Origin of the sequence: Paenibacillus sp. JNUCC-31 (assembly GCF_014844075.1) — a bacterium.
Taxonomy (GTDB): domain Bacteria; phylum Bacillota; class Bacilli; order Paenibacillales; family Paenibacillaceae; genus Paenibacillus.
Genome location: NZ_CP062165.1, coordinates 6779613 through 6805347, shown reverse-complemented (window position 1 = coordinate 6805347; position 25735 = coordinate 6779613). Strand labels below are relative to the sequence as shown.

Annotated in this window: 24 protein-coding genes; 3 read left to right on the top strand and 21 right to left on the bottom strand. The window is 46.1% G+C overall.

Annotated elements, in window-relative coordinates; genetic code table 11:
* Positions 1 to 16 precede the first annotated feature (16 nt).
* The 14 genes from JNUCC31_RS29920 to JNUCC31_RS29855 all read right to left on the bottom strand — a co-directional run bounded on the left by JNUCC31_RS29920 (position 17) and on the right by JNUCC31_RS29855 (position 16331).
* The gene (locus JNUCC31_RS29920; protein ID WP_192266941.1) at positions 17 to 1387 is read right to left on the bottom strand and encodes a sensor histidine kinase; all 1371 of its coding nucleotides are present in this window, start codon (positions 1385 to 1387) and stop codon (positions 17 to 19) included.
* Positions 1384 to 2058 (bottom strand): response regulator transcription factor, encoded by a 675-nt coding sequence (locus JNUCC31_RS29915; RefSeq protein WP_192266940.1) that lies wholly within the window; start codon positions 2056 to 2058, stop codon positions 1384 to 1386. The genes JNUCC31_RS29920 and JNUCC31_RS29915 overlap by 4 nt, the downstream gene beginning before the upstream one ends.
* A 255-nt stretch (positions 2059 to 2313) precedes the next feature.
* The gene (locus JNUCC31_RS29910) at positions 2314 to 3396 is read right to left on the bottom strand and encodes a sensor histidine kinase (RefSeq protein WP_192266939.1); all 1083 of its coding nucleotides are present in this window, start codon (positions 3394 to 3396) and stop codon (positions 2314 to 2316) included.
* Positions 3396 to 4067 carry a response regulator transcription factor gene (locus JNUCC31_RS29905; protein ID WP_192266938.1) on the bottom strand — a complete coding sequence of 224 codons (672 nt, stop codon included), beginning with the start codon at positions 4065 to 4067 and terminating at the stop codon, positions 3396 to 3398. Before JNUCC31_RS29905 ends, JNUCC31_RS29910 begins: the two co-directional genes overlap by 1 nt.
* 70 nt (positions 4068 to 4137) lie before the next feature.
* Positions 4138 to 4953, bottom strand: coding sequence for an ABC transporter permease (locus JNUCC31_RS29900; RefSeq protein WP_192266937.1), 816 nt, complete (start codon positions 4951 to 4953; stop codon positions 4138 to 4140).
* On the bottom strand, positions 4950 to 5978 hold the full coding sequence (locus tag JNUCC31_RS29895; protein WP_192273450.1) for an ATP-binding cassette domain-containing protein: 1029 nt from the start codon (positions 5976 to 5978) through the stop codon (positions 4950 to 4952). The genes JNUCC31_RS29900 and JNUCC31_RS29895 overlap by 4 nt, the downstream gene beginning before the upstream one ends.
* 160 nt (positions 5979 to 6138) lie before the next feature.
* A complete protein-coding gene (locus tag JNUCC31_RS29890) occupies positions 6139 to 7530 on the bottom strand; it encodes a family 43 glycosylhydrolase (RefSeq protein WP_416234470.1) in 1392 nt (463 codons plus the stop codon).
* 65 nt (positions 7531 to 7595) lie between these two features.
* Positions 7596 to 9359: a glycoside hydrolase family 2 protein gene (locus JNUCC31_RS29885; protein WP_228469311.1), complete on the bottom strand. Its 1764-nt coding sequence runs from the start codon at positions 9357 to 9359 to the stop codon at positions 7596 to 7598.
* Between the two features lie 16 nt (positions 9360 to 9375).
* On the bottom strand, positions 9376 to 10278 hold the full coding sequence (locus JNUCC31_RS29880; protein ID WP_192266935.1) for a carbohydrate ABC transporter permease: 903 nt from the start codon (positions 10276 to 10278) through the stop codon (positions 9376 to 9378).
* Between the two features lie 27 nt (positions 10279 to 10305).
* Positions 10306 to 11277: an ABC transporter permease gene (locus tag JNUCC31_RS29875; RefSeq protein ID WP_192266934.1), complete on the bottom strand. Its 972-nt coding sequence runs from the start codon at positions 11275 to 11277 to the stop codon at positions 10306 to 10308.
* 46 nt (positions 11278 to 11323) lie between these two features.
* A complete protein-coding gene (locus JNUCC31_RS29870) occupies positions 11324 to 13054 on the bottom strand; it encodes an extracellular solute-binding protein (protein ID WP_192266933.1) in 1731 nt (576 codons plus the stop codon).
* Positions 13055 to 13421: 367 nt separating this feature from the next.
* Complete coding sequence (locus JNUCC31_RS29865; RefSeq protein ID WP_192266932.1) at positions 13422 to 14375, bottom strand: glycoside hydrolase family 43 protein; 954 nt, start codon at positions 14373 to 14375, stop codon at positions 13422 to 13424.
* Positions 14376 to 14539: 164 nt separating this feature from the next.
* Complete coding sequence (locus JNUCC31_RS29860; RefSeq protein WP_192273446.1) at positions 14540 to 15382, bottom strand: helix-turn-helix transcriptional regulator; 843 nt, start codon at positions 15380 to 15382, stop codon at positions 14540 to 14542.
* Positions 15372 to 16331 (bottom strand): ArsR/SmtB family transcription factor, encoded by a 960-nt coding sequence (locus tag JNUCC31_RS29855; RefSeq protein WP_192266931.1) that lies wholly within the window; start codon positions 16329 to 16331, stop codon positions 15372 to 15374. Before JNUCC31_RS29855 ends, JNUCC31_RS29860 begins: the two co-directional genes overlap by 11 nt.
* A 463-nt stretch (positions 16332 to 16794) precedes the next feature.
* Here JNUCC31_RS29855 and JNUCC31_RS29850 point away from each other — a divergent pair, with 463 nt between their 5' ends.
* On the top strand, positions 16795 to 17454 hold the full coding sequence (locus JNUCC31_RS29850) for a hypothetical protein (protein ID WP_192266930.1): 660 nt from the start codon (positions 16795 to 16797) through the stop codon (positions 17452 to 17454).
* Positions 17455 to 17522: 68 nt separating this feature from the next.
* Here JNUCC31_RS29850 and JNUCC31_RS29845 read toward each other — a convergent pair whose 3' ends face one another.
* On the bottom strand, positions 17523 to 18128 hold the full coding sequence (locus JNUCC31_RS29845) for a TetR/AcrR family transcriptional regulator (protein WP_192266929.1): 606 nt from the start codon (positions 18126 to 18128) through the stop codon (positions 17523 to 17525).
* A gap of 281 nt (positions 18129 to 18409) precedes the next feature.
* Between JNUCC31_RS29845 and JNUCC31_RS29840 the strand changes: the two genes are divergently transcribed.
* Positions 18410 to 19849 carry a DHA2 family efflux MFS transporter permease subunit gene (locus JNUCC31_RS29840; protein ID WP_192273444.1) on the top strand — a complete coding sequence of 480 codons (1440 nt, stop codon included), beginning with the start codon at positions 18410 to 18412 and terminating at the stop codon, positions 19847 to 19849.
* Between the two features lie 217 nt (positions 19850 to 20066).
* Here JNUCC31_RS29840 and JNUCC31_RS29835 read toward each other — a convergent pair whose 3' ends face one another.
* Genes JNUCC31_RS29835 through JNUCC31_RS29825 form a run of 3 tightly spaced genes read right to left on the bottom strand, consistent with a single transcriptional unit; the run spans position 20067 to position 22045 of the window.
* A complete protein-coding gene (locus JNUCC31_RS29835; protein ID WP_192266928.1) occupies positions 20067 to 20609 on the bottom strand; it encodes a GNAT family N-acetyltransferase in 543 nt (180 codons plus the stop codon).
* Positions 20610 to 20621: 12 nt separating this feature from the next.
* Entirely contained in the window at positions 20622 to 20906 is a 285-nt protein-coding gene (locus tag JNUCC31_RS29830) for a hypothetical protein (protein WP_192266927.1), read from the bottom strand.
* A gap of 17 nt (positions 20907 to 20923) precedes the next feature.
* The gene (locus tag JNUCC31_RS29825; protein ID WP_192266926.1) at positions 20924 to 22045 is read right to left on the bottom strand and encodes an NAD(P)/FAD-dependent oxidoreductase; all 1122 of its coding nucleotides are present in this window, start codon (positions 22043 to 22045) and stop codon (positions 20924 to 20926) included.
* Between the two features lie 241 nt (positions 22046 to 22286).
* Between JNUCC31_RS29825 and JNUCC31_RS29820 the strand changes: the two genes are divergently transcribed.
* Positions 22287 to 23102: a helix-turn-helix transcriptional regulator gene (locus JNUCC31_RS29820; RefSeq protein ID WP_192266925.1), complete on the top strand. Its 816-nt coding sequence runs from the start codon at positions 22287 to 22289 to the stop codon at positions 23100 to 23102.
* On the opposite strand, the gene JNUCC31_RS29815 is transcribed toward JNUCC31_RS29820, so the two are convergent.
* The 3 genes from JNUCC31_RS29815 to JNUCC31_RS29805 all read right to left on the bottom strand — a co-directional run bounded on the left by JNUCC31_RS29815 (position 23099) and on the right by JNUCC31_RS29805 (position 25683).
* On the bottom strand, positions 23099 to 23740 hold the full coding sequence (locus JNUCC31_RS29815; RefSeq protein WP_192266924.1) for an HAD family hydrolase: 642 nt from the start codon (positions 23738 to 23740) through the stop codon (positions 23099 to 23101). The two genes, JNUCC31_RS29820 and JNUCC31_RS29815, sit on opposite strands and share 4 nt — an antisense overlap.
* A gap of 40 nt (positions 23741 to 23780) precedes the next feature.
* Entirely contained in the window at positions 23781 to 24374 is a 594-nt protein-coding gene (locus JNUCC31_RS29810; protein WP_192266923.1) for a DUF1349 domain-containing protein, read from the bottom strand.
* Between the two features lie 64 nt (positions 24375 to 24438).
* Complete coding sequence (locus tag JNUCC31_RS29805; protein WP_192266922.1) at positions 24439 to 25683, bottom strand: MFS transporter; 1245 nt, start codon at positions 25681 to 25683, stop codon at positions 24439 to 24441.
* Positions 25684 to 25735 lie beyond the last annotated feature (52 nt).

Genomic DNA, 25735 nt, shown 5'->3' with positions numbered 1-25735 from the left:
CTGCGAATCAAAAAAATCAGCTATCCGTTAGAGGTCGGATCGGCAGCGTGACAATAAAGGTTGCCCCCTGATCCGGTTCACTTTCCACTCGGATGCCCCCTTGATGAAGCGATACAATCTGTTTAACGATGGCAAGTCCCATACCGCTCCCGTCATATTTACGACTGTGAGAACGATCTGCCTTGAAAAACCGTTCGAATATGCGTTTCTGGTCTTCAATGGGAATACCAATGCCACTATCGGATATTCGGACGGTCACATACTGGGCATCCTGCTCCATGCTGACGTGAATAACACCATCATCCTCGGAAAATTTAATGCCATTGCTGAGGATATTCGTCCACACCTGATTCAATTGGTCGTGATCCGCCTTCACTTTAACCGACTCCAGATCAAGCTCAAAATGAATCTTCCGGGCCGACCACTGCGGCTGAAGTGCCACGATGACCCGTCTGATCTGCTCATCGAGGCTCAGTATAGCAAGCCGCGGCTGCTGTGACTGAGATTCAAGCATACTCAGCTTGAGCAGGTTATCGCTCATTTTGGACATCCGCTTCGCCTCGGAGATGATTATATCAAGATAACGGTTTCGTTCGTGTTCTCCCAGATTAACTTGCTTCAGCGCTTGAGCGTAACCGGATATCGAGGTGAGCGGAGACTGAACCTCGTGCGAAACATTCGTAACGAATTCCCTGCGCATCTGCTCCAACTGCTTCAGATCATGCATCATTTCTTCAAAGCTTCGGGCCAACGTACCAATCTCAGTCGTTTGCTTAATGTTCAGCTTGACGTTGAAATCTCCAGCTGCAATCCGTTTGGTCGCTTTGGTCAATTTCTTGATTGGTCTTACCAGATATACAGAAGCAACCAGAATCAACAAGCTTCCTGCAATCAACGAACAGCTTGCAAAGATTAATCCAAACTTGACTACAAAAGAGGCGGAGGGCGGTGCGAGTGTTTCCAAAAACATCGCTTTTGTGCCCATTTCCGTCTTGATTGGCAGCCCCAGAAGAACGGTTGCAATTCCATTCGGAGTTGTCTGAACAACCCCTCCGTCTAGTACTTTCTTAAGCTGCTCTTTGGATACGGCGGCAGATTTATGTCCATTAAGCTTTCCGTAAGACTGGAACTGACCCGTTGCATCGTACATTCGAATATAGTAGGAATCCAGTTGCTTCATTCCACTAACGAATGATTCCGCCTCGCGTAAGGGAAGGGTTTTGTAAATCTGTACGACATCTTGGCCGAAGTTACGCAAATTGATTTGAGCGTTCTCATTCAGTTTATCTTCGAATATCCAGGTTGACACAAAAAAGGAGATGACTGTGCCTGCGATGACGGAAACCAGAAACGTGAGAACCACACGTATGTACAGGGACCTGATCATTCATAAACCTCAAGCCGGTACCCAAGTCCGCGCACCGTTTCAATCCGAAATTCAGATGTCGTCGCGAATCGCTCACGCAACCGTTTAATATGAACGTCTACCGTTCGATCATCTCCGGCATAATCAATGCCCCAGATCTGATCAATTAATTGCTCACGTGTATAGACTTGCCCTGGTGTTCCAGCAAGCTTGTACAGCAATTCGAACTCCTTAAGTGGCAATGTGAGCGACTCCGAGCCGTTCATGACCTTATACGTCTGGCGATCCAGGATAACGTTGCCAAACTGGATCGTGTGTGTCGAGCCAATCTTGTATCGTTTCAGTAATGCCCTGACACGAGCCGTGAGCTCCAACGGATCGAACGGTTTCGTCAGATAATCATCTGTCCCCAGTTCAAACCCTTTCACCTTCTCCCATGTCTCACCTCTCGCAGTCAGCATGAGTAACGGTAGATCAGGATTGGCTCTCCGAAGTTCCTTGCATAACGCCCAGCCATCCATGATTGGCATCATGATATCGAGTACAACCAGATCAACATGTGTTGAGCCGTAAACGCTCAATGCTTCCTTGCCGTCTGCGGCTTCGGCTGTTTCAAATCCGTCGTTCCTTAGAAATAAACAGACAAGTTCGCGAATATTAGGGTCGTCGTCAGCAACCAGTATCTTAGGCATTTGTTTCCTCTTTTCCTATTTTCCATGTCATGTAGTCGTAACCATTATACTATTATCCGATTTGTAAAAAGCAAGCTTCTTCTCGTTTAAAGCTTTGATGGCCGTTCGAAAAGCAAGCTCCATCTGTCTTCTGTTTGATCGGGAACGAATTCATCACTGTGATTGGACGCTTTTGGTGAGTGGAAGATATCAGCAATTGGTTCACCGCTTCAGGACTTCACAGAATTATCATGCTATGTTAACCTCAATTCACGGTTACTTTTGTTCAGAGCGTATCGGCAGCTGCACAGTAAATGCCGCTCCCTCACCCCGTTCACTGGACACCGAGACAGAACCATCATGCATCTCTACAATTTTTTGCACAATCGACAACCCTAGTCCGCTTCCGCCTGCGGTACGTGTACGGGATTGATCTGCTTTGTAAAACCGTTCAAATATCCGAGTCTGATCCTGAGGCACGATACCAGGCCCTGAATCTGTGATGCACACTTGAACGTCATCTTGAATTCGTGTAAGACCAACTTCTATCTTCCCGCCTTCGGGCGTAAACTTGATAGCATTATGAATCAGGTTGATCCACACCTGAATCATCAAATCCTCATCTGCAACGATCTCAACTTCTTCCAGTTCCACGTTCATATCTATTTTTTTGTCATCCCATTGGGGCTCACAGGCGAGTACAAGAGTAACCAGTTGCCGATCCAATCGATAGGATGTTTTGTGAGATGCTTGCTCGGATGAGTCCAGAACTGCGAGCTTCATCAAGTTATCGCTGAGTCTGGACAAACGAACACATTCCGTCTCAATAATCGTCAAATATTGGTCCCGTTTCTCCTGATCCATATTTGTATCCTTCAATGCTCTGGCGAATCCGCTGATCGACGTCAGTGGTGATCCGATTTCATGTGACACGTTAGAGATGAACTCCTGTCGCAGTTCTTCCATCACTTTGAGATTCGCGGCCATGTCATTGATACCTTCTACCAGTTGGGCAAATGGATGATCATGCCCCTGCCTCCCGTTTCTTTGGACAAGTGCCGAATCCAGATTTACCCGAAAGTCGCCACGGGAAATACGTTTCAAAGCCTGAATTAACTCGTTAAAGAACTCATACTCCCTTCCTTTAACCAACGGGCCAATAAGTGTAATGCCTACTCCAAAGAAAATAAATCCGAGCATGGCATTGATAAGAAAAGCAATTAATTCATGCGGTTGCCACGCGATAAAGGAATATACGCTCCTCGTTATATAGAACGCCGCAGTCCAGCATATAAACAGGGCGAGTGATACGAGAATGACGTTTCTCGCAATATGAAGAAATCTAGGTTCCCCCTTCATTACCTTACCTCCAATCGGTACCCCAAACCTCGCATGGTGCGGATGCTGAAGGTATGATCCTCTTCGGGAAAACGTTCGCGAAGGCGTTTGATATGAACATCAATCGTTCTTTCATCCCCTTCATAATCATAACCCCAGATCTTTTCGATTAACTGATCACGCGTAAAGGTCTTGCCGGGGTAGCTGGCAAGGGTAAAAAGAAGTTCAAATTCTTTGCGTGGCAGCACAATATCCTGATCACCCTTCCTGCACTCAAATGTATCACGTCGCAGAACGAGATCGCCAAGAAATACCGTTTGTGAAGTCATAATTCGATATCGTTTCAATAAAGCCTTTACCCGAGCGACCAGCACCAATGGATCAAAAGGCTTCACCAGATAATCATCCGTCCCAAGCGTAAATCCTTTAATAATCTGCGATGTATCCCCTTTTGCCGTTAACATCAGGAGTGGCAGGTCGGTCTGGTGACGCAGCTCGCGACACAGCTCCCACCCATCCATGCCCGGCATCATGATGTCGAGAACGACCAGATCAACCTTTTGATCAGCCAGTAAACGAAGTGCATCGAGACCGTCAACGGCCTCGATTACGTGCAAACCTTCTTGTTGTAAAAAATGCCCTACCAGTTCTCGAATATGCGGGTCGTCATCAACGACCAATATGCTTGTCAATGTGACCACCTCCTTCAGGCAAACGTTGCCTCATGTCCTTTATTACCATAAAATATCTTTCTATTGTCGACTAGGTTCTCCGCATATATGCCCGTACCGTGAGTGGTGCAAAGATCGCGACGATGACTGCTGCACCGATAAGTGAAGTGACCAGATCAGCTCCCATCGTTCCCTGATTAGCCAGCTCACGAACAGCCGTAACCAGATGAGAGATCGGATTGATGTTCACAATCCACTGTAACCAATTCGGCATCGTTTCTACGGGTACAAAAGCGTTCGAAGCAAAGGTCAATGGAAACAGAACGAGCATGGAAATCCCCTGTACACTGGAAGCTGTTCGAGCAATCACACCAAGAAAGGCAAAAATCCAACTGATGGCCCATGAGCAACCAATGACCAGCAATCCCGCCATCGCGACATGAGCCAATCCACCTGCGGGGCTGTACCCCAATAAATAGCCTATAGCAAAGGTTAGTACCGTTGCAATGGTATATCGGAGCGTATCTGCCAGCAATGCTCCCGCCAGCGGTGCGATGCGCGCAATCGGCAGTGACTTGAATCGGTCGAACACGCCTTTATCCATATCTTCGCGCAATTGCACTCCGGTAACGACTGAGCTTGTAATGACCGTCTGCACAAGTATACCCGGAATAATGACCAACAGATAATCTTGAATATTTCCCGATACCGCGCCACCAAAGATATAAGTAAACATTAATGTGAAAATGATGGGCTGGAGGGTGACATCGAATAATTGCTCTGGTGTGCGTCTCACCTTTAATATCCCGCGATAAGCCATCGTTAAGGAATTTCGGATGGTTTGCCCAAAGCTCGTGTATTTTCTCAGCTTCCGACTTGAGTTTTGTTTTATTAATGTACTGTTCATGCTTGCAACTCCTCCACTGCATTGGATTCTGAAGTCATATTAGACTCATTGCCACTCGCATCCTGGCCGGTGATTGTAAGAAAGACCTCATCAAGTGTAGGTTTTTGGACACTCATCTCTGCCAGATCAATGCCTGCAGAACGAAAAGCAATCAGCAGATCAGCTGCAATATTGGCATTCGCCATGGGTGCTGTAATCTTCCCGGCTTCCGCTGATATAATGGACTCTGTCCGAAGTATTTGCTCTACAATCTGACGGGCCTGTTCAATCTTCGTTGGTTCCTGTATCCGCAACTGAAGTGAAGCTGTACCCACTGATTCTTTTAAGTGATCCACTGTTCCTTCCGCAACAACGCGACCATGGTCGATTACGGCGACACGATCTGCCAGTTGATCTGCCTCATCCAGATACTGAGTGGTTAAAAGAACGGTTGAACCCGATTTGACCAGTTGGCGGATCGTATTCCACATCTGCGCACGTGTTCGTGGATCAAGTCCTGTCGTCGGTTCATCCAGGAAGATCAGCGGCGGCTGAGCAATAAGACTTGCTGCCAAATCCAGTCTGCGGCGCATGCCTCCCGAGAAACCTTTAATTGGACGTTTTGCAGCTTCCGTCAAACCGAACTCTTCCAGCAACTCCGCTGTTTTCCGCTTGGATTCTGCACGTCCCAGACCCAGCAGCCTGGAAAAGATCATCAAATTTTCGTTGGCACTGAGTGACTCATCAACAGATGCATATTGCCCTGTCAATCCAATAAGCTGGCGTACAACCTGTGACTCTTTCACCACATCGTGACCAAATATCCGGGCTGAACCTCCATCCGGCCGCAACAAGGTGGCCAGCATGCTAATGGTTGTTGTTTTGCCAGCTCCGTTAGGACCAAGCACTCCGTAGATTGTACCGGCTCTCACCTTCAGGTTCACCCCGTCTACCGCACGATGATCACCAAAGGTTTTCACAAGCCCTTCCGCATCAATAGCCCACTCACCAAGTTCATCCCCCGCTGCTCTTTGTTGTGTATTTATCAATTGTAGTTCCTCCCATATCGTTTATAGGGGAAGAATAACGTACATTTATGAACTGAATATGAATGAATTCGAATTGTTCAATCCATACGACAGTAACGACAAAACCCTGCCAAGGTCCACGATGGGCCGGCAGGGTTCTGATTGTATTTATAATTTCCTAGTTCACAGGCTTGATATCAAAAAAGTCCAGCTCTCCATAACCTTCGCCCTTGGAAAAGCGAATTTTGTTCACACCGGCATTCAGCTGGATTCTGGCTGTAGACAGTCCCCAGTTCTCCCACCCTTTGTTGGTGATATGGAAAGGACTCGCTGTGCCTCCATTCACACTCAGCAGCAAATTAGACCAGTTGCCACCAGCCGTACCATTCGCTGTTCTTGCCAGCAGAATATATTGACCAGCGGACGCTGCATTCACATTAAATTCTACATAGCTGTCGACTGTATCGATATGTCCCGCTTTCATTCCTCCCGAACCGGAAGGACTTTGAGAAGCGTAAGCAATCCCGCCAAATGTCCCTTCTTCACCTTCATATCGAACAACTGACTTTTCTCCCGATGGCAGGGCCATTGGAGCATTGGGATTTACCGGTGCGCCCAGATTGGGTGTGTTATCGGCGTTCCAGGTGAATTTTTGCAAGCGGATCTCCCGATTCCAACCGGAATTGTTGAATTTCGCAGTATGGTACATCATCCAGTCCTCGGATCCGTCAGGAGACTTGGTAAAGGAATGATGACCCGGACCGTACAGGCCGTTTCCGGATCGGAAGATGGGCTGACTGCGCTTGCTCCAGGATGCCGGATTCAGTAAATTGCTGGAGGTGCTGGCAGTAATAATTCCAAGACAATAGTCATTGGTCCAGCTGCCACTTGCCGAGTACACCAGACTGATGACCCCATTTCGAACGATCACTTGCGGTCCCTCATTCACGTTCGGGGAATGATTCGTCTCCCAGGCATAGGTTGGCCGTGCAATTTCCACACGATTCGAATCGATGGTCCAGGGATTACTCATATGGGCAATGTACAGGTTCTGCCGTACATTCGTGTCGCCTTCCCATCCCGACCAGATGAAGTAAAGCTGTCCATTGGACTGCAGTACCGTACCATCAATGGCCCATTTGTTCGTCGGGTCCGTGATTTGACCTTTGTATTGCCAGCTTCCCTGGGTTGGATCGGCGGACGTATTTTCCAAAACGTACATGCGATGATTGACGTTGTCTCCGTCATCCTTGGCATAATAGATGTACCATGCGCCGTTGATATAGTGAAGTTCTGGTGCCCATATGCCACAGCACCCTGTATTCACCACTGTGGTGGGTGCTGCATCAATGGTTGTTAATTGAGCGGACTTCCAGATCGTGACGTTGCCACCTGTTGTTTTTGTGAAATAATAGAATCCGTCCGTATGCTTGTAAACCCATGGATCTGCCCCATCCTGCATGACCACGTTATAGAAGTTATTCTGTGTGGTCGCAGCTTGTGTCATCTGTCCCATAGGAAAAACGAGGAATGCACAAAAGGCCAACAGGAACTTTTTCCTGTAATTCATGATCTTCATCTACAGTCACACTCCTTATCGGATTATGAATCATGTGCGTACCGAAGCGACAGTGTTCAATCTTCTATGGCAGCCTTGCGGGAATTGATGCGGCGAATCGTTTCCGAATCGAACTTTGGACGTCTGTCATACGTATATAGTCCATTCACTTCCTGTTCCACATCATACAGTTGGGTGTAACAAAAACCGAACATCATTGGATGGTCCAGCAGAACGTTGGTTAAGCCCTCATATCGAGCGATGAACGCCTCCTCGGATTGAGGTCTGTCGCCATAACCCCAGGATTTCTCATCCTGTTGATCCGGATTCCACCAGATCCCGCCATACTCGCTGATAAAATAAGGCTGCCCTCCATACGTCTGTCGCTCCGGAAACGTATTGAACACCTCCCCGCCATTTTTCATCGGTTCATACCTGGCCCGGAACGTTTCCGGATTCTGATCATAATCATGCAAGTCGAAAATATCCGTCACCACATGAAAGTTACCGCTGGTATCGATGACAGGACGTGTCGGGTCCAAGCGTTTGGTCATCTCATAGACTATTCGGAGCACATCGTCATCCTGGCGAGTTCCGCTGCGATCCCACGTTTCATTGAACGGACACCAGCCGATAAGTGAGGGATGATTAAAATCACGTTCCATGCCTTCCACCCATTCCGGCAGAAAACGCGAAAGATTTTCAGTAGTTGTAATATCCAGTCCCCAGTTAGCATGTTCTCCCCAGACCAGATAACCAAGCTGGTCAGCCCAATACAGGAAACGCGGCTCAAACATCTTTTCATGCAATCTTGCCCCATTAAAACCAAGATCCATGGAGATTTCGATGTCCTTGCGCAGATCCTCGTCGCTCGGTGCCGTATAGATGCCTTCCGGGTAAAAGCCCTGATCCAGCACAAGCCGCTGAAAAACGGACTTCTCATTAATGCGAAACGCCATGCCATCCAGTCTTACCGTCCGCAGGCCGAAATACGATGTTACCGTATCATTTCTTTCCTGATTCTTACCTTGGAGCTTCAGCTCCAGATCATACAGTTTGGCATGCCCCGGCTCCCATAAATGAATTTCCGACAATGGAACCGTAAGTTTTACGGAAGGCCCATGAACCACCGCTGTTTGCAATCCGACATCCCTCCCTTGGAAGCGGGCAGATGCAGACAGTTGAGTTCCAGCAGCGTTACCGCAAATCTTCACTTCGAGGTGGGCACAAGCATTATCCGGGTCAGCCACCACTTTCAGATCGGAAAGATATACATCAGGCACACTCTCCAGCCAAACCGTTTGCCAGATGCCCGTCGTACGGGTGTAATCACAGCCATGCGAGTGGAATCTTTCACTCTGTTTGCCTCTCGGCTGACGTCCCGAACGAACGTCGTCTTCCGCATAGACCGTTACAACATTAATGCCTGATAAAACATGGGATGTGATATCAAAATGAAATGGTGCATATCCTCCCCGATGTTTGCCAACGGATGTTCCGTTCACCCAGACCTCTGCCTCATAATCTACCGCACCAAAATGAAGCAAAATGCGGCCACTCATCCAGGTATCCGGCAGGGTGAATTCCCGTTTATACCATACGGCTGCCATAAAATCGGTATACTCCACCCCAGACAGCTTGCTCTCTGGACAGAACGGAACGGTTATTGTCCCGGAGAGCTGATGTCCGGTTTGCTCATACCCTCGCTCTTTCCCGCTTTTCCCATGATCGATTTCGAATTGCCAGGGACCATTCAGATTGGTCCAATCCTCTCGAACAAACTGGGGCCGGGGATATTCCGGACGAGGAATGGTTGACATGCTTCTGCTCTGTTCTTTCATTAATGAATCGCTCCTTTTAACCTTTTATTGAACCAACATAGACACCTTTTACGAAATACTTTTGCAAGAAAGGATAGACCATCAGGATTGGTATGGTAGAAACGACTATAGTGCAGTATTTGACGAGTTCCCGATAAGCCGTTGAACTGCCAGCACTGTCAATCACGACACCGCCCGCACTCCCCATGGTTGTTGCACTTGAGTCATTGGCTACCAGAATCTCTTTCATCAGGAGCTGCAACGGGAATTTGTCCCGGTCCTGCAGCAGAACCATGGCGTTAAACCATGAGTTCCAGTTACCAACCAGATAGTAGAGGAAGATGACAGCCAGGGTAGCTTTGGATAGCGGCAAGATCACATACATCAATATCCGTGCCTGACTCGCACCATCAATCGTTGCTGCCTCTTCCAATTCCAAGGGGATCGCCTGAAAGCCGGTTCGCAAAATGATAATATTCCAGGTGCTCAGCGCCGTAGGCAAAATCATGGCCCACAGATTATTGAACAAACCGATATCCTTCATCAAAAGGAACCAGGGAATCAGGCCACCTCCGAAGAACATCGTAATTGTGATGACAATCATGATTGCATTTTTAAAATACAAATCTCGTCTCGATAGGACAAAAGCCCCCATAATGGTCATGACCATATTGACGAACGTCCCCAGTCCCACGTAAATTAACGTGTTTCTATATCCCACCAAAAGGCTGTTATCCTTGAAAATCAGCTTGTATCCATCCAAAGTAAATCCCAACGGTTTAAGCAGAAGCCCCTTGTGCGCCACCAGTCGGGCCGGGTCGCTGAAAGAAGCAAACACAATATGCAGAATGGGATACAGACAGGCCAGCGTCAACAGGGACAGCAGTGTGTAGTTCACGATGTCGAACATCCGGTTGCCCATCGTTTTACGATATTTCATCTTGCTTCACTCCTTCCTAACTCCTTCCTACCACAGGCTGACCTCAGAGTTACGCTTGGCAATTCTATTCGTTGCCCACAATAATGCGAAATTGATAATTGCACTTAACAAGCCGACGGCTGTGGAATAGCTCAAGCTCGCTTCTCTTAACCCTCTTCGATACACATAGGATGCAATGACATCCGCGGTATCATAGGTCAGCGGGTTATATAGAAGGATTATTTTCTCGTAACCGGAAGCCATCAGACCGCCAATCGCAAAAATAAACAGAATCACGATGACCGGACTGATCTGGGGCAGCGTTATATGCCACATCTTTTTGATTCGACCAACCCCATCAATATCGGCTGCCTCGTACAAGGCAGGATCAATCGAGCTCATAGCGGCCAGATAAATAATACTCTCCCAACCTATGCTCTGCCAGATGCCCGAAAAGGTATAAATCGGTCGGAACATGGACGAATATCCTAACAAGGAGCTATATTCCTTGCCTGTGAAGAACTGCAGAATCTGAGTGATGATACCTTCATCGGCAGTGAAGATATGAATCATACCACAGACGACGACCAGTGAAATGAAGTGAGGCATGTAGGTAATCGTTTGTACCACTTTTTTGAACCTGCTGTTCCGTGCTTCATTAAGCATTAACGCCAGTAGGATCGGAGCCGTAAAACCAAATACGATTCCCCACAGATTTAACAGCAGTGTATTCTTGACTACTCTCCAGAAATAAGGGCCTTCAAAGAATTCGATAAAGTGCTTGAATCCAACCCACTGGCTATCCGCAAAGCCCAGCAATGGTTTAAAGTCTTTAAACGCAATGAGTACACCCCACATCGGTCCATAACAGAAGACCAGGAACCAGGCGATCACCGGGATCGCGAGCAAATAGGCAAACCAGTTCTTTTTAAAGTCTTTCTTAATGATTTGACCGGTATTTTTGCGTTTGGGGGCGATCATCCCGCTGTGCAGCTCCCTGTTTTTTCGTACAGTCAGCATCTTATTGGCACCTCGTTTCTAACTCCTCACTGTTCAGAGATTCATGCTACCTTTGGTTATACCGATCCAGCGCTGCCTGATGGATGCTCAGGAATTCATCCAGCCCCATCTTCTTGGCTTCCGTTAGAAACTTGTCATATGCATCAACCTGAAGTTCCCCCATGATGATCTTGGCAAAATACTCGCCACGCAGTGTGGATAGCTGGTTGCCCAATTCAGCTTCCCGTGATGCTTCTTCCTGAGTGAACGTGATTGGAGGCATCGCCATACTGGTATCCATGTTCTCTGTCCACTCTTTCCGAATGTCTCCGGAATAGCTCCCTTTGGCAACAATGAGTGGATTTGAGTTATGCTCGTCGCGAATGGCTGGCCAGGAATGCATGCGGTACTTCAACAAAGTCGTCGCAACAGGCTGGCCGTCAGGATCTTTGTAAATGTAACTATCTTCATGAAAATACGGTTTGCCGTTCTCATCGATTAAATGTACTGTTCCGTATTCTCCATAATTGAGAATTTCCCAGCCCTTTTTGCTGTAGTTAAAATCAAGCCAGGCCATTGCCGCTTCTACATCTTCACATTGAGTGGTGATTGCCGCTGTGGTTCCTGTTCGTTTGAAATTCTTGTAGGTCGTTGCTGATTGATCACCTTTGTTCAGAACAGGATTGAGCGCGCCCACAAAATCGATATCGTTCTGCTGCTTCCAGTAACTCCACATCGTATCCGGTGAATCCATCATGACTGCCGTTTTATCCGAGATCGCGCTTGCCATCCTCTGGTTAAAGTCTGCGGTTGCCCAATCCCGATTAAGCAATCCTTCCTTGTTCCACTGCTGCATCGTTGTCAGGTATTCCTTGGCTTTGGGTTGTGCAGGACCCCAAGCGACTTTTCCATTCACATCAAGAAAGGTCCAGTCCCATACGCCATATGCGCCATTAATAATGCCTGTAAAGACCTGGCCATAGGAAGATCCATAATTCAGTGGTTCAGCATATCCAACTTCCTTGCACTTTTTCAAAAAGGTATGCCATTCCTCAATCGTGGTTGGAACGTCCAGTCCCGTCTTTTCCAATGCTTCCTTCTTGATCAGCGTACCGAACCAGGTCCATTCGGAATACGGAGCGATTCCATAAAAACCAAGAAGCTTACCGGTATCGGTGACGGTCGTCTTCCTTCTCGTCTCATCGGAGTTCCGCCATGCTGAATAGTTCGGAGCGTTGGTTTTCATCAAGTCAGTGAGATCCAGATAAGCCCCATCATTCAAACCCGCTTCGAGACCTCCCGGATAACGTTCAGGATCAATAATGATATCGGGCAGCTCCCCGGATGAGATCATCAGGGTAAAGGCGTCCGCCTCTTGTCCCACTGGTGGTGTAATGAAGTTGACCTTGATTCCGGTCAGTTGCTCCACTTGCTTTTGTACCACCTGTTTGTTCATGTCAGGAATGTTAGGATTGGCTGGCATCCAAACGTCCAGCGTGACATCTTTCTTATAGGGATACGCTGAGTAATCGTTCGGGATGGTTTCATCGTACAGATCTTCCAAATAGGTGTCATTTAATGTGTGGTTTACCTCGTCACTCTGCGCTTGCGTAGGCTTTTGGTTGCCGCGAACATCCAGGCTTATATCCGTAAATGTGACCTTGTTCTTCTCTGTGGAAACTTCTTTATCCTGAGGTTCAGCCTCTCCTGATTCATTTTGACTGCTGCATGCTGCAGTCGAAAACAACATTGCAGACACCATCACAACACTCATGAGCCGTTTCCTAAATTTCGCCATATCCATCCCCCCGCTATGAATTTGAGAAGCGCCCCTAATGATGCCTATCTAATTTGTAATTTTCTGTATTTGAATCAAAGTATAGTTACACAATAATTGTATGTCAACGCTTTCAATCTATTTTATTGTAATATAACATCTTCGTATATTCACTATCCATTCCTTCAGTCACTACATGCACAATGAATTTATTATACTTATAACCCGATATAAACCTTGTTAAAAAGCCACTCTCACCCTTTCCAAGCAACGTTTCAATCGTTCGGTTTAACAATATCGATTTTATCCAAAGACAAATAAAGCACTATTAGTTACAAAGTTATTGTAATTATTAACATACCTATACCTGATTCCCACGTCTTCCGGTTCACTCTCCGGATGGAACTTGAAGCGCCTGATTATCACTGAAAGGCACACCAAAGTCAGGGGTTCCATCCGAATTCCAACCCAATTTCTGAACGCGCGTTGCCCTTAAAGCCGTGTCAGCCCCTGGGCTCGGGAGCGCATGGTATACAATCCAGTCTTCCTGACCATCAGGTGAGGAGGTGAAGCTGTTGTGTCCTGTGGCATATACTCCATTATTCGGGCTTTTTCGAAAAACAGGTTCCGCAGACTTGGTCCACGAAGAGGCAAGCATCGGATCATCCTGTTCATTCATGGTCAGCATGCCAAGCGCATAATCTTCAGACCAGGTTGTACTTGCCGAATATACCAGAAAAATGCGTCCATTCCGTTGCAGTGTGACCGGTCCTTCATTAATCGCCATTCCCCCCTGCTTTTCCCAGGTAAGGGTCGGGGCTGTGAGCAAAACATGATCACCTGTCAAGGAATATGGATCAGACATCCGCATCATATAGATTGCCGATCCATAGTCTGGAAAATGACCATATCCGGCATACAAAAAATAAAGCTGTCCCCTGAGCATCAGCACAGTACCGTCCAAACCGGGAACAGGAGTATTCATTGCTCCTTTCCATACCCACTCCCCTTCCATAGGATTCGGACTTTCATTCTCCAGCACGCAGATCCGCCGTGAATCGTCCCCTCCCCCATCGTTGGCCGTATAGTATATATACCATCTTCCATTCAGAAAATGGATTTCTGGTGCCCACAAATGATGGCTGTAACGCCCCCCAGGCTCCGGTGACCAGATGATTTTCCGAGTCCCTTTGTCGATTTGCGATAATCGAGAAGACTGAATAAGCTCCAGGTAATTTGAGGTTGTGCGCATAAAATAATAATGGCTATCTGAGTGCCTATAGACCCAAGGATCTGCGGATTGCATTGCAACCGGGTTATAGAAAATATTCTTGTTCGTCATTTCTTCCTTCTCCCTTCTTATCGAACTATTTTCTATTATCTGGCAGGTTATATTTACAAACAATTATGAAAACGCTTTAAATACAAGGATAAAAAAGACAACCTTCAAGCGATTTCGTCGGTCGAAAAAAACCGTCCGCAGACGGTTTCCCTGTTGAAGCGCTACTAATTGTTTTGCATCCGCCATTCCAGCGGAGTAACCCCAACCGATTTAACAAAGAAATCATAAAACCTGCTAGACGAGGTAAAACCCACTTCCGATGAGATCATCTCAACAGCCTTGTTGGTTTGCTGTAAGAGACGCTTGGCTTCCATTAGTCGAAGATTGATGATGTACTGCTTTGGGGAGACACCCACGGTTTCCGTAAATTTCTTTCGCAGATTACTGGCGGACAGAAAATGTCGAGACGCTAACTCACTGACCGTAATCGGAGTGTAATACGCCGAGTGAATCTCTTTTAGCACTTCCTGAATTATCTCTTGGCCGGTCGTATGATGAACAGGATAGGAAGAGTCGAGCGAATGATTTTGTTGGAAAAGACACAGTGAGGTCTCCAGCGCCAAACGCATTAATTGACTGGAATCGATGTTTTTTTTGTCGGAACGCCACTCTTTCTCCAATTGAGACAAACTCACTTCTGCCCACCGCAGACTGTCCTTAGAGAGGTGCGCAGTCTGAATGCGATCCCTCTGATGATCCTGCGCGTGAAAGAGATAACGAGAATGTACAGGTAACTGATCATGGTAGAAATGCACGGAAATGCCTTGCCAGGGATCGGTGCATACATAACCGTGATGAAGTGCTGGAGGAATCATGATCATGTCGCCCTTGCCCACTTTGACATTCTGCTCTGGTGAACTGTAGTACCCTTCTCCATCCAGTATAAGTGTCAGTTCATTATAATCATGTGAATGAGACTTGAATAAACCTTCGCCCTGCTCCAAATGAAACAAATTCGGTTTAAAACGCTCGATACTCACAATTAATGAGGTATTGTTATTTGGCATATCTCGCATGCTTATCACCCGCATTCATCGTATACCTTACCTGCATAATAATGTTCTGTTCATGATCACCAAACCCCTTGCCAAACAGATTCAAGCCTCCCTGATGTCTGGCATCCGGATGAATTCCAATGCGCAGTCTTAATTTGGGTTTCTCCTCGAGATGAAGATCAGACAGGGACACATCAGAAATTTTCTCTTCGTCCAGCATGGTTTTGTTGTCGTCCACACGCCATTTTTTGAGAATACCGTACTGTGTAGAACCATCAGACCACCATGCCGGATTCAGTTTACCACGGCGGTCACCCAAATCTCCGGGACTTGTCCACATCCCGATCTCAGTGCCATTAACCCAAACGGAAATATCTGAGGGCCAGTCATTGTTATAGGTTGCTACTTCAGAACAGATTTCCATGGACAATTCCAGAGCTTCAATCATGGCGCCTTGCGGAATGTCCATCGGAAGCAAATATTCCAGGTACCCTTTTGCCAGCCAGATAATCTGAGCATCAATATGCTTGGGATGATAGAAACTTGCCGGGTCATCTTCCTTCAAAATCATGTCCTCCGTGCTCGCCATACCGCATGTTGGCGCAACCTCACAGTCGCTGTAGTGCCCTATCGGCATCTGGACCTCATAGACATTCGTATCCCGTTTGGGAAAAGATGCAACCCGATCCAGGGCAATGTGAATATCATCATAGTTACGGCTACAAACCTTCATGGCTCCGCGAGAAGCCGGGAGCATTTCCGTATGTATTAAATGGGCTGCCTCCAGCACTTTAATATGATTGGCTACCGTTGACACCGGCAGGTCCAGTGCTTCGGCAATTTCGATAATGTTTAAGTTGTTGGTATTTAAAAGCTGGAGAATGTCAATCCGGGAACGAGTCGACAGGGCGTGGGTTACAGTTACCAGTTTTTCCGGGTCATTAAAGCTGAGTTCCAGCACGTATTTGCTCTCCTTTTGAAAATATGAATTAAAAATAATTCTACTGAATAACAGGAATAAACACAATGTTGCCCAACCATAAAATGGATTTTCTAATCAAGAAGCAGCAGCTTATCGCTCAGCAGTTTTCCACGCTTGATAAAAATAGCCAACTATCACAAACCGAAGCTCTTCCGATTCTTCGTCGCAAACTCAGCTCATATGATTTTCTTTTACATGTCCTTTTGTCATACGTATTGTCATTGGCCTGCTTAAGCAAAAATCAGCCAGATTGGCACGGGACAGCTTCAATTTGTGAGAGGTGTGCCGATGAATCACTGCCTCGTGAACATATAGCTGTCCCCATTTCCTGCGATTGTACAACGATGTCTAAACTTAATATGTGGACCATATGGTTTAGTATGGTATGCTTGAACACTGGACTCATTCTTAACACATCGGGTTTCGTTTGGGAGGAAAGACAGTGAATTGGATACGTCAATTTAATACGGGCGAATCCGTATTAAAAGTTAAAAATAATCGCATTATCTACTTTGCCAAATTATCCGTTCCACTCAATGCCCTAATCGCAGTGGGTAAAATACTCTTGGGAATTTTCTCGCTCTCCTTCTTTTTATGTATTAACGCCTTCTATAATATCGGCATCGCCGTTGCCAAGTACTATGCAGCAAAGGCACATGAAGACTCGAATCTCGGTGACTCCAGCCCGGAGGAGATCAGTAAAAAACAATACGCTGCTTATCACTTTATAGGCACGATTGTGTTCGCATCAAGTGTGGTGTACATCATTTATTGCAGTAAATTATTGTTCGTTGATGGCAGCAGAACACACTACCCTCGCTATGTCGCCTTCATCATAGCTGCCGTTACTTTTACCGAAATCGCCGTTTCTCTTGGGGGTGCCATCATGGCGAGACGGAATAATGAACCGGTCATTGAAGCGATCAAACTGACGAATTTCTCTTCATCTTTGATCTCACTTTCATTAACACAAACTGCGATCATGTCATTCTCATATAAAGGAGATCCTACCTTTTACAATGGACTTTCAGGCATCATTTTTGGCCTTCTGGCAGCACTCATCGGACTGTATATGATATTAAGAACCCGGGCAAGGGAATAGCCATACTATCATCTGTTGTAACCGCATCTGCTTATCGTTGAACCTAACTATAGACAGATGTTTTTTTATCATATCAAGTCATTATAAGAATAAGCACGAATTAAAGAGAACTGTTTGGCAAGAAAATGCGGAGCATAGGGCATGTCATTGCGAAGCCAGGATACAATGGTACCAATCAGGGCTGAGGAACTGTACCAGATGGCGATCTCCTTATGAATACCCGCCTGTGCAAGAGAGTTTCCCAGTTCCAAACTATCGATCTTGGCTGAAACAAGTTTCGTTAGCAATTTCAAGAGTCTCTCCGTAAAAATGGGGGTTCGTCTGGAAGCGAGAACGACGCTATAGAACTTCGAATGTTCGGCAAAGTGTTCAAGCAATTTTACAAGCACAGGCCAACCATCGTCTTTGGCAGCATCGTCCAATGGAGGAGCATGTTCGTCCACAATCCGTTCAATGTGTTCGATCATCTCGTCAGCCATTTTTTCCATCATATCTGTAATGTCACGATAATGAAGGTAAAACGTCACCCGATTAATGGTCGCTCGTTCCGCAATCCGATTAACGGACAATTTCTCGATATCCATTTCTTGTAACAGATCTACAAACGCATCCCGAATCAGCTGTCTTGTACGAAGTATCCGAGGATCTGTAGCAGACTTCTTGTCGTTTTTCATGCAAAATCACTCCTCAAATTTTAAAAATTACAATTTTAAATGATCAGTCGTTTATTTCCGAATTAAACGACAAATTTTATTGTTTCGTAAAATAAGCAACGAAAATACCCAAAATCGTAAATTGTAATCTTCAGGAATATGTATATAATTCAATAAATACAATGTAAACTATACAACACGTTGTAAATTTAGTCACGTGTGGTTTGAAAGGATGGAATGGATTGAGCCAGGCTAGTTTAAAAGAAAGAGAAAACGTAAAAAAGGGCCCCATACTGTTTATTATGATTTTGGGTGCATTTCTTGCCACTTTGAACCAAACCGTAATGAGTGTAGCAACTCCGGAGCTAATGGGTGATTTTAATATCTCAGCAGCAACAGCCCAATGGTTTACGACAGGCTACATGCTGGTAAACGGAGTTCTGATTCCCATCACGGCCTATTTCATGCAACGCTTTTCGACAAGACAATTATTTCAAGCGTCCATGTTTATTTTCCTCATCGGTACGATTATATCTGCCCTTGCGAGTAATTTTGGTACCCTGCTGACAGGACGTATGGTTCAAGCAGCCGGTGCTGGTATTATCATGCCATTGTTGATGCATGTCATTCTAACCTTGTTCACGCCTGAGAAAAGGGGCGCAGCTATGGGTATGGTCGGTTTTGCGATCATTTTCGCTCCAGCGATTGGGCCAACTCTTGCTGGTTATATTCTGGAAAACTATACATGGCAAACCATGTTTTACGGAATGATTCCATTGACGGTTATTGTTATTGGCTTTGCGTTTGTATATCTCAAAAATGTATCGGAACGAGTCAGTACCAAGTTTGACTCACTCAGTGTGTTACTGTCCACAATTGGATTTGGCGCATTACTATACGGCTTTAGCCGGGCAGGAAGTCTGGGGTGGTCAAGTGCAGAGGTAATCATATGCCTTGCAGCAGGAATCATTGCTCTTGGACTGTTCACATGGCGACAGCTCGCTTCTGCAACTCCCCTGCTCGATCTGCGGGCTTTCAAGTATAATATGTTCTCTCTGACCACGATCATTAATATCGCGATCACGATGATCATGTATGCTGACATGATGCTGCTTCCTTTATATCTGCAAAATGCGCGCGGATACACTGCATTGGAGTCTGGACTACTGTTGCTCCCAGGAGCACTTGTGATGGGCTTCCTGATGCCGGTAACGGGCAGATTGTTTGACCGCTTCGGCGCAAAATGGCTGGCTATTATCGGGATGGTTATCACCATCGTAACCACCATCGGGTTCATCGACCTTACGGATTCAACCAGTTATACGTACCTGGTATTAATGTCAACCGGTCGCCGAATTGGTATGGCCTTGCTCATGATGCCTATCCAAACGGCAGGTTTGAATCAATTGCCACCAAGACTTGGGCCACATGGTACAGCGATATCCAATACCGTCAGACAGGTCGCTGGAGCTGTAGGTACTTCATTGCTCGTCAGTGTCATGACCAGTCGTACAACGGCACATGTACAGGATATGGTTTCAAGCGGTGCAGCCAAAGGTTTAACTCAACAACAGTTGGGAATGGAATCTATGATCCAGGGAATTAATGATGCATATGTCGTCATTATCGGCATTGCCGTTCTCGGACTGCTGCTTTCTTTCTTCATTAAACGGACCAAACAAGCAACCGAGGAAGACTCCAAACAGCCTGTACGGCAAAAAGTCTCCATGAACACCAATTAAGAAACGCAAATACAGGATTTGCATCCTGTGGAGTCAGAGTCTTTATACAACAAGCGGCCGATTAGGACATTTAGATTTACGTCCAATCCGCCGCTTTTTTGTATCTTTAAACAAGTTTAAAAAAGGAAAGGACAATACGCTACTCTCAACCGTTAGAGCAATATTCCTTGCCTCACTTTTTCTTGCTCATTCTGAAATGTGCTTTTATTTCCGTTTATTATGCTCTCTCAGGGCAATCCACTGCAAACATCACATGTTCTTTCCATTTTCCTTTAATTTTAATGTTCTGGCGGCCTATCTCCTGGAAACCTGCTTTGCGGAGCACTCGAATCGATCCAATATTGTCGGGCAAAGCACCGGCTTCCACCCGCTTTATTCCCGCTTCATCAAAAGCAAACTTCAGTACCATTTGAAGAGCTTCACTCATATATCCTTTACCATTATGCCCTTGATCCAATACATAACCGACAATCCATTTGTCGGTGTGATCCAGTACAAGTTCAAACAGAGAGATTTCCCCAATGAGCTCTTGTGTAGCCTTCAGGAAAATCCCAAAAGAATACCGTTTCTCTTCTTCTCTAGCCTTCGCCCAACGCTCAAGAATTGCCACTTGGCCCTCCAGTGTATAGAAGGTATCCGATCGATCGCTTGCCGATATTTCTTCGAATACAGCCATGTTGCGTAGCTGCAAATCCAGAAGTATTTCCGCGTCTTCGACGTTCAACAACTTTAACTGGATTCGTTCTCCGGCATCATTCATATATGTTCACCATTAATCGCCCAGCTTCCCTAAATCTTCTTGTAAGTTCACAAGGCGGGTACGAATACGTTCGATAGTCTTCTGCGCCTGTGCTAACTGCTCCATCATTTTTGTTTCCTTCGACGAACCTACCGCCGAATCATAAGTTACTTTTGTTCTGACCTGGCGCAATTCCGCCTCATCATTCTTCAGGTTTTCCTCAGCTATTGCCAATTCTTCCTCTGCGATAGCAATCTGATGCTCCAAATATACGATATCTGAGGAATTGCCGTGAGCTAAACGCTGGGAATACGTCATGGTTCACCTCTTTCCCTTTATTCCAGAGCTTTTCCAATATCATATGGCTGGAGATCCATATCCAAATTCATACCCAGTGCCAACTTCGCCAGCTGGTATCCAATAAATGGCCCCATCGTCAAGCCGGAAGCACCGAGGCCATTAGCCGTGATCAGACCATGCCATCCAGGAACAGTACCCATCACCGGCAGAAAACCGGGTGTAAACGGACGGAAGCCCACTCTGACCTCCTGAAAAGTGCTATCTGCCAAGCCTGGTGCCAGTTCCAGTCCTTTATTCAAAACTTCCTGCATGCCACCTGCCGTTATCCTTGTATCATAGCTTTCCATATCATTTTCATGGGTAGCCCCGATGACAATTTTCTGTTGATCAAAAGCCAAAAGATATTGATCTGAAGGCGGCATAATGACAGGCCAACTACCCGTATCCTGCCGATCGTAGACATGCAAATGCATGATTTGTGCCTTTTGAAAATGAACCTTAAAGTTCAGTCCCAAGGGCTGTAACAGCTCATTGGCCCATGCGCCTGCACATACAACAACCTCGTCAGCGGTTATGCTCCTGCCATCCACAATGACTCCGGTTACCCGATCTGATTCATATTGAAGTGTCGCATCCCCGTGGATCAAGACCGCTCCATTGCGCTGCGCAGATCGGATCAAGGCATCGCGCAGCGCACGTCCATCTATGCGTGCAGCTCCGCTAATGTTTACCGATTGATAATGTTCCTCCAGAAGAGGAAAACGCTCACAGGTTTCCTTTTTATCCAGACGTGTAATATCGCCAATCTCCGGGGCATCTTCTTTACGCAAATGTGCTCGATCCTGCATCTTGTTGAGTTTCTCCGCATCGGTATGAATGCTAAGAGCTCCTACCCGAGCATAACCCGTTTCCGTTTCCCCTTCACTCTCAAGTTGTTCTATTAATCCGGGATAAAAACGAGCACCTGCCTTGGCGAGCTGATACCAATTCTGATTGCGCCGTTGAGATAACCAGGGACAGATAATCCCCGCAGCGGCATCCGTAGCCTGTCCTTGATCTTTTCGGTCAACAAGAACAACCTCTGCTCCGAGTTTTGCTAATTGATAGGCTGTTGATGCCCCAAGAATTCCTGATCCTACAACGATGACTTTCTTCATGATTGCATTCCTTTCCTAAATCACTGTATCCATTATAGCCTATACTGCTTTGCATAATCATGGCAAGGCAGCGTCATCGAGACGCGTATTCCTAAAAGGTTTTCGAGGAAGAGAGTTGGGGATGAAATAGCCGTTTAAATTAATGTTATTTATGTAATATAATTCAATTTAGGTTTCCCTTAACGCTGTAACCACGCTACTTACGCACATGATCCTTTAACGAAATGAGGAAAACACGACGATGCCGAAACCTAGCAAGGGGAAAACGCTGGATACTGAAATGCCGCTTATGATTACAGGGAAAAACCAGCTGACCTTAGATGAATTGATGAATTGGAATGACCATTCACGGGATTACAGCATTGTGCAGTGCATCGGAGGAACTGGGAGAATTGCAGCCAAAGATCATGAATATTCGATTCGTGAAGGAACCGCTCTTATCATGTTCCCGGAAGTTACTTACCGTTACCACAATCTGAGTGACTCATTATTGTTCGATTGTCTTTCCTTTAATGGCTATTTATTGCCTCGTTTCTTGCATACCTTGCAGATCGGGGAGCTGCGCGCCTTCAAGCCGGACGGAATGCTTCATATCCTGTTGCATGAAATAACGTTGGCGCTACAGTCCCGGCACAAGGATCAAATCTGGCACGTATCCGCATTGCTGTATATGCTTCTGGTCAGGTTAACTCTTGAGGGAGAACGTTATGGTGCTTATGAACGCTCTGATGCCCGATTAAAGCTGGGCGGACTCGTCACTTTTATCAAACAAAATTATCATCAGGATATCTCGCTCTCCATGTTAGCTCAGCAGATGAACGTCACGGAACAGCATTTGAATCGAATTTTCAAAAAAGAATTCCAGATGACTCCCCTCGATTATCTGACGCGTTATCGATTGTTGAAAGCGAAAGAAATGCTCATCCACGATGACGTCATCACTGCCCATGAAATAGCCCAGGCGGTTGGTTTCAACAGCGCCAGTTACTTTGGATCAGTGTTCAAAAAATATGAAGGGGTCTCCCCTATCGAGTTACGTAAACAGTACCTGGGTTAAAGGATTTCCATCGTAATCTCTGCCAGCGAGGTTAACCGCAAATCATGTTTCGTAAATTCCAGATTACGCGTTACCTCGTTTGGTACAATGACACAACGAATACCCGCCGCTTTGGCTGCCTTTAATCCATTTGGCGAGTCTTCGAACACTACCGCTTCGGACGCTTCGATCCCAAGACTCTTCAGAGTTAGAAGGTACAATTCCGGATCCGGTTTGACCCGCTTGACGTCCTCAGAGGTATGGATCACCGTAAATTGTTCGAAAATGCCAAGCTTGTGCAAATAACCATGCACCCAATCCCGAGTGGAGCTGGAGGCAACAGCAAGCTGAACCCCCTTATTTCTGGCAGACTGGAGCAACTCATGTACTCCTGGAAGAATGGCTGCCTGCCCCAGATATGATTCGTATTTCTGTTCAGATAGCAACTTGATATGATCGTGATCTATTGGTCTTTGCAGCGCTTGCTCGAGATAGAGAAAAGGGTGGAATTCCTCAAATGATGTCCCCACATTTTTCGACCAAAGCTCAAGCCCCAGCTCAATTCCATGCTCCTCATAGATATCGCGGAAAGCATAATACCAGGGAGTTTCCGTGTCCACAATGAGTCCATCAAAATCCAAAATAAAGGCTTTTATCATTCCGCTTTTCTCCCTCCAATGGATCGGCATGGGGATGGGCTTAGAAACGTGCAGTCAAGTCCGGATGGGTCACATTCATAGATAAAAAGTGACAGGTACATCCTGTTCCTGCCGGTGACTGTCCAACTACTCCAGCCCGAATCTCCCCCTGAATCGGCATGCCGAAATACCGAATTAGTTTCCACTCATCCCCGTCGGATGAATAAAAAAATGAAATGCAGTCTTCCACTTTGCGTATGCGCAGATAGGGATTGGCTACAGAAACTTCGATAGAATTGCAATCGTCGGAGGAGCCTTCTTTGGTTACCACCGACACAATGGTAGCTGCTTTTCCATCGTACTCAAAACACAGTTTGCACCAGTTGCGTTCATCCGCCATGACCATCAAACATCCGGAATCATATTGGTTTTTCATGTCCACGGTTAATTGCGTCGTCATTTCGAAATCGTTAGGTACAGGCATCGAAAAAAATGGTGCGGTTGAACGGATATGTTTACCCGCTGGATCATGGAAAAAGTCTGTATCTGCCTGTGCTTCCACAATCAGCCCTCCCTGATCGGTATAAGACCAGGTATCCGGCTCATTGATCCAATTCAGTTGGTTTCTGTTTTCTGTTGCCAATATGTTTGTCATCTCTTTGCCTCCCAAGATATTTTCTGTATCATATATTCGTGCTATATACAGAAAACCCCTTCTTCTACATATTTTTGTAGGATTCGATGACTTGGGAGTGTTTCTGAGGATCAGGCAGGAATAACATAATGATCATAAGCAGGAGGTAAAGTACAAGAATGACACTAAATAATAGCATTGGATTATAGTGATAGAGCAGACCCGTCAGATAACCTGATGGGATAGCTGTTAGTGTCATGACGGTCTGTACTGCCGAGAACATATCGGCTTTTTCGTGCGTGCCCAATCGGTTCATAAGCAGCGAGTCCCGGTACGTTTGCAAGATAAAATTGCCTGCCGCGAGCACGATCAGAGTCAGAAAGAGCATCGCTATGTTTCCCACTGGAATCAGAAGAAACAGTACTGCCCCGGCTGTGCTGAGTATAATGGAAAAACCGACATACTTCTCTTCCGAGCGTCGTTTCAGACGCGGGATGATTACGAGGTACAGCAGCATGACGGTTACCGCGGTCACTACCGGAATAAACGAGATAACACGATCATCAAACTTTAACTGTTCCTTGAAAAAAATCACCTGAAAAAAATTCAATTGCAGGATCAGATTGGACAACACCGTAATCAAAATAATCGGAAATAGTCTCCGTTTGTAGAACGATCTGCCGAATAAGCGCAAACTGGAAGCGAGGCTATGCATCACGCGAGTCTGACTATGCATTCCCATAAGTTCTTTCCCGACCTCTGTCTCATCCGTGTACCGATTCCGAATGAAGAACATGGCGGTCATCAGAATTCCCCCGATAAAATAGATACTGGCGAGTGTAGGCCCAATACCAAAGTCTGCAATGACTACTCCTGCAATAGGTGTCAGGACCCCAGCACCTGTAATGATCATGTTGAGGATTGCGAAGACCTTGGATCGTTTGTGTTCCTCAACATCCTCGATGATTAGACAGTTGAAGGAAACCGTCACAAATTTGGAAGTGGCATTTAGTAAGTAAGCGATCAGAAACAACCAGAAATTTTGGGAAAAAGCCCAGATAAACATGGGAATACTCCATGCAACCAAATCAAAAATCAGTGTTGTTCGCTTACGCCCCAACTTATTCGTGATGGAGCCTGCAAACAATTGAAATATAAAGGCAAAGTAAAGATTTACTGAATTGATCAAACCAATTTCAATATCCGAAAGTCCAGCGTCCTTCATATATAAGGGAGCATAGAAGAGAACGATTGTTCCTGGAATGGCCCATACCGGCTCGAGTAAAATGGAGTACCGCGGATTTTTCGGCAAATCTTGAAGCAGCTTCAATCCATATCCCCCTCTTTCTGCGGCGGTTTTCACCGCTGCGAATTCCTTCTTT

Excerpts from the sequence above, each read along its gene's own strand:
- JNUCC31_RS29920 (WP_192266941.1), bottom strand. The coding sequence starts at position 1,387 with ATGATCAGGTCCCTGTACATACGTGTGGTTCTCACGTTTCTGGTTTCC.
- JNUCC31_RS29915 (WP_192266940.1), bottom strand. The coding sequence starts at position 2,058 with ATGCCTAAGATACTGGTTGCTGACGACGACCCTAATATTCGCGAACTT.
- JNUCC31_RS29910 (WP_192266939.1), bottom strand. The coding sequence starts at position 3,396 with ATGAAGGGGGAACCTAGATTTCTTCATATTGCGAGAAACGTCATTCTC.
- JNUCC31_RS29900 (WP_192266937.1), bottom strand. The coding sequence starts at position 4,953 with ATGAACAGTACATTAATAAAACAAAACTCAAGTCGGAAGCTGAGAAAA.
- JNUCC31_RS29890 (WP_416234470.1), bottom strand. The coding sequence starts at position 7,530 with ATGAATTACAGGAAAAAGTTCCTGTTGGCCTTTTGTGCATTCCTCGTT.
- JNUCC31_RS29885 (WP_228469311.1), bottom strand. The coding sequence starts at position 9,359 with ATGAAAGAACAGAGCAGAAGCATGTCAACCATTCCTCGTCCGGAATAT.
- JNUCC31_RS29880 (WP_192266935.1), bottom strand. The coding sequence starts at position 10,278 with ATGAAATATCGTAAAACGATGGGCAACCGGATGTTCGACATCGTGAAC.
- JNUCC31_RS29875 (WP_192266934.1), bottom strand. The coding sequence starts at position 11,277 with ATGCTGACTGTACGAAAAAACAGGGAGCTGCACAGCGGGATGATCGCC.
- JNUCC31_RS29870 (WP_192266933.1), bottom strand. The coding sequence starts at position 13,054 with ATGGCGAAATTTAGGAAACGGCTCATGAGTGTTGTGATGGTGTCTGCA.
- JNUCC31_RS29865 (WP_192266932.1), bottom strand. The coding sequence starts at position 14,375 with ATGACGAACAAGAATATTTTCTATAACCCGGTTGCAATGCAATCCGCA.
- JNUCC31_RS29860 (WP_192273446.1), bottom strand. The coding sequence starts at position 15,382 with ATGCCAAATAACAATACCTCATTAATTGTGAGTATCGAGCGTTTTAAA.
- JNUCC31_RS29845 (WP_192266929.1), bottom strand. The coding sequence starts at position 18,128 with ATGAAAAACGACAAGAAGTCTGCTACAGATCCTCGGATACTTCGTACA.
- JNUCC31_RS29840 (WP_192273444.1), top strand. The coding sequence starts at position 18,410 with ATGATTTTGGGTGCATTTCTTGCCACTTTGAACCAAACCGTAATGAGT.
- JNUCC31_RS29835 (WP_192266928.1), bottom strand. The coding sequence starts at position 20,609 with ATGAATGATGCCGGAGAACGAATCCAGTTAAAGTTGTTGAACGTCGAA.
- JNUCC31_RS29830 (WP_192266927.1), bottom strand. The coding sequence starts at position 20,906 with ATGACGTATTCCCAGCGTTTAGCTCACGGCAATTCCTCAGATATCGTA.
- JNUCC31_RS29825 (WP_192266926.1), bottom strand. The coding sequence starts at position 22,045 with ATGAAGAAAGTCATCGTTGTAGGATCAGGAATTCTTGGGGCATCAACA.
- JNUCC31_RS29820 (WP_192266925.1), top strand. The coding sequence starts at position 22,287 with ATGCCGAAACCTAGCAAGGGGAAAACGCTGGATACTGAAATGCCGCTT.
- JNUCC31_RS29815 (WP_192266924.1), bottom strand. The coding sequence starts at position 23,740 with ATGATAAAAGCCTTTATTTTGGATTTTGATGGACTCATTGTGGACACG.
- JNUCC31_RS29810 (WP_192266923.1), bottom strand. The coding sequence starts at position 24,374 with ATGACAAACATATTGGCAACAGAAAACAGAAACCAACTGAATTGGATC.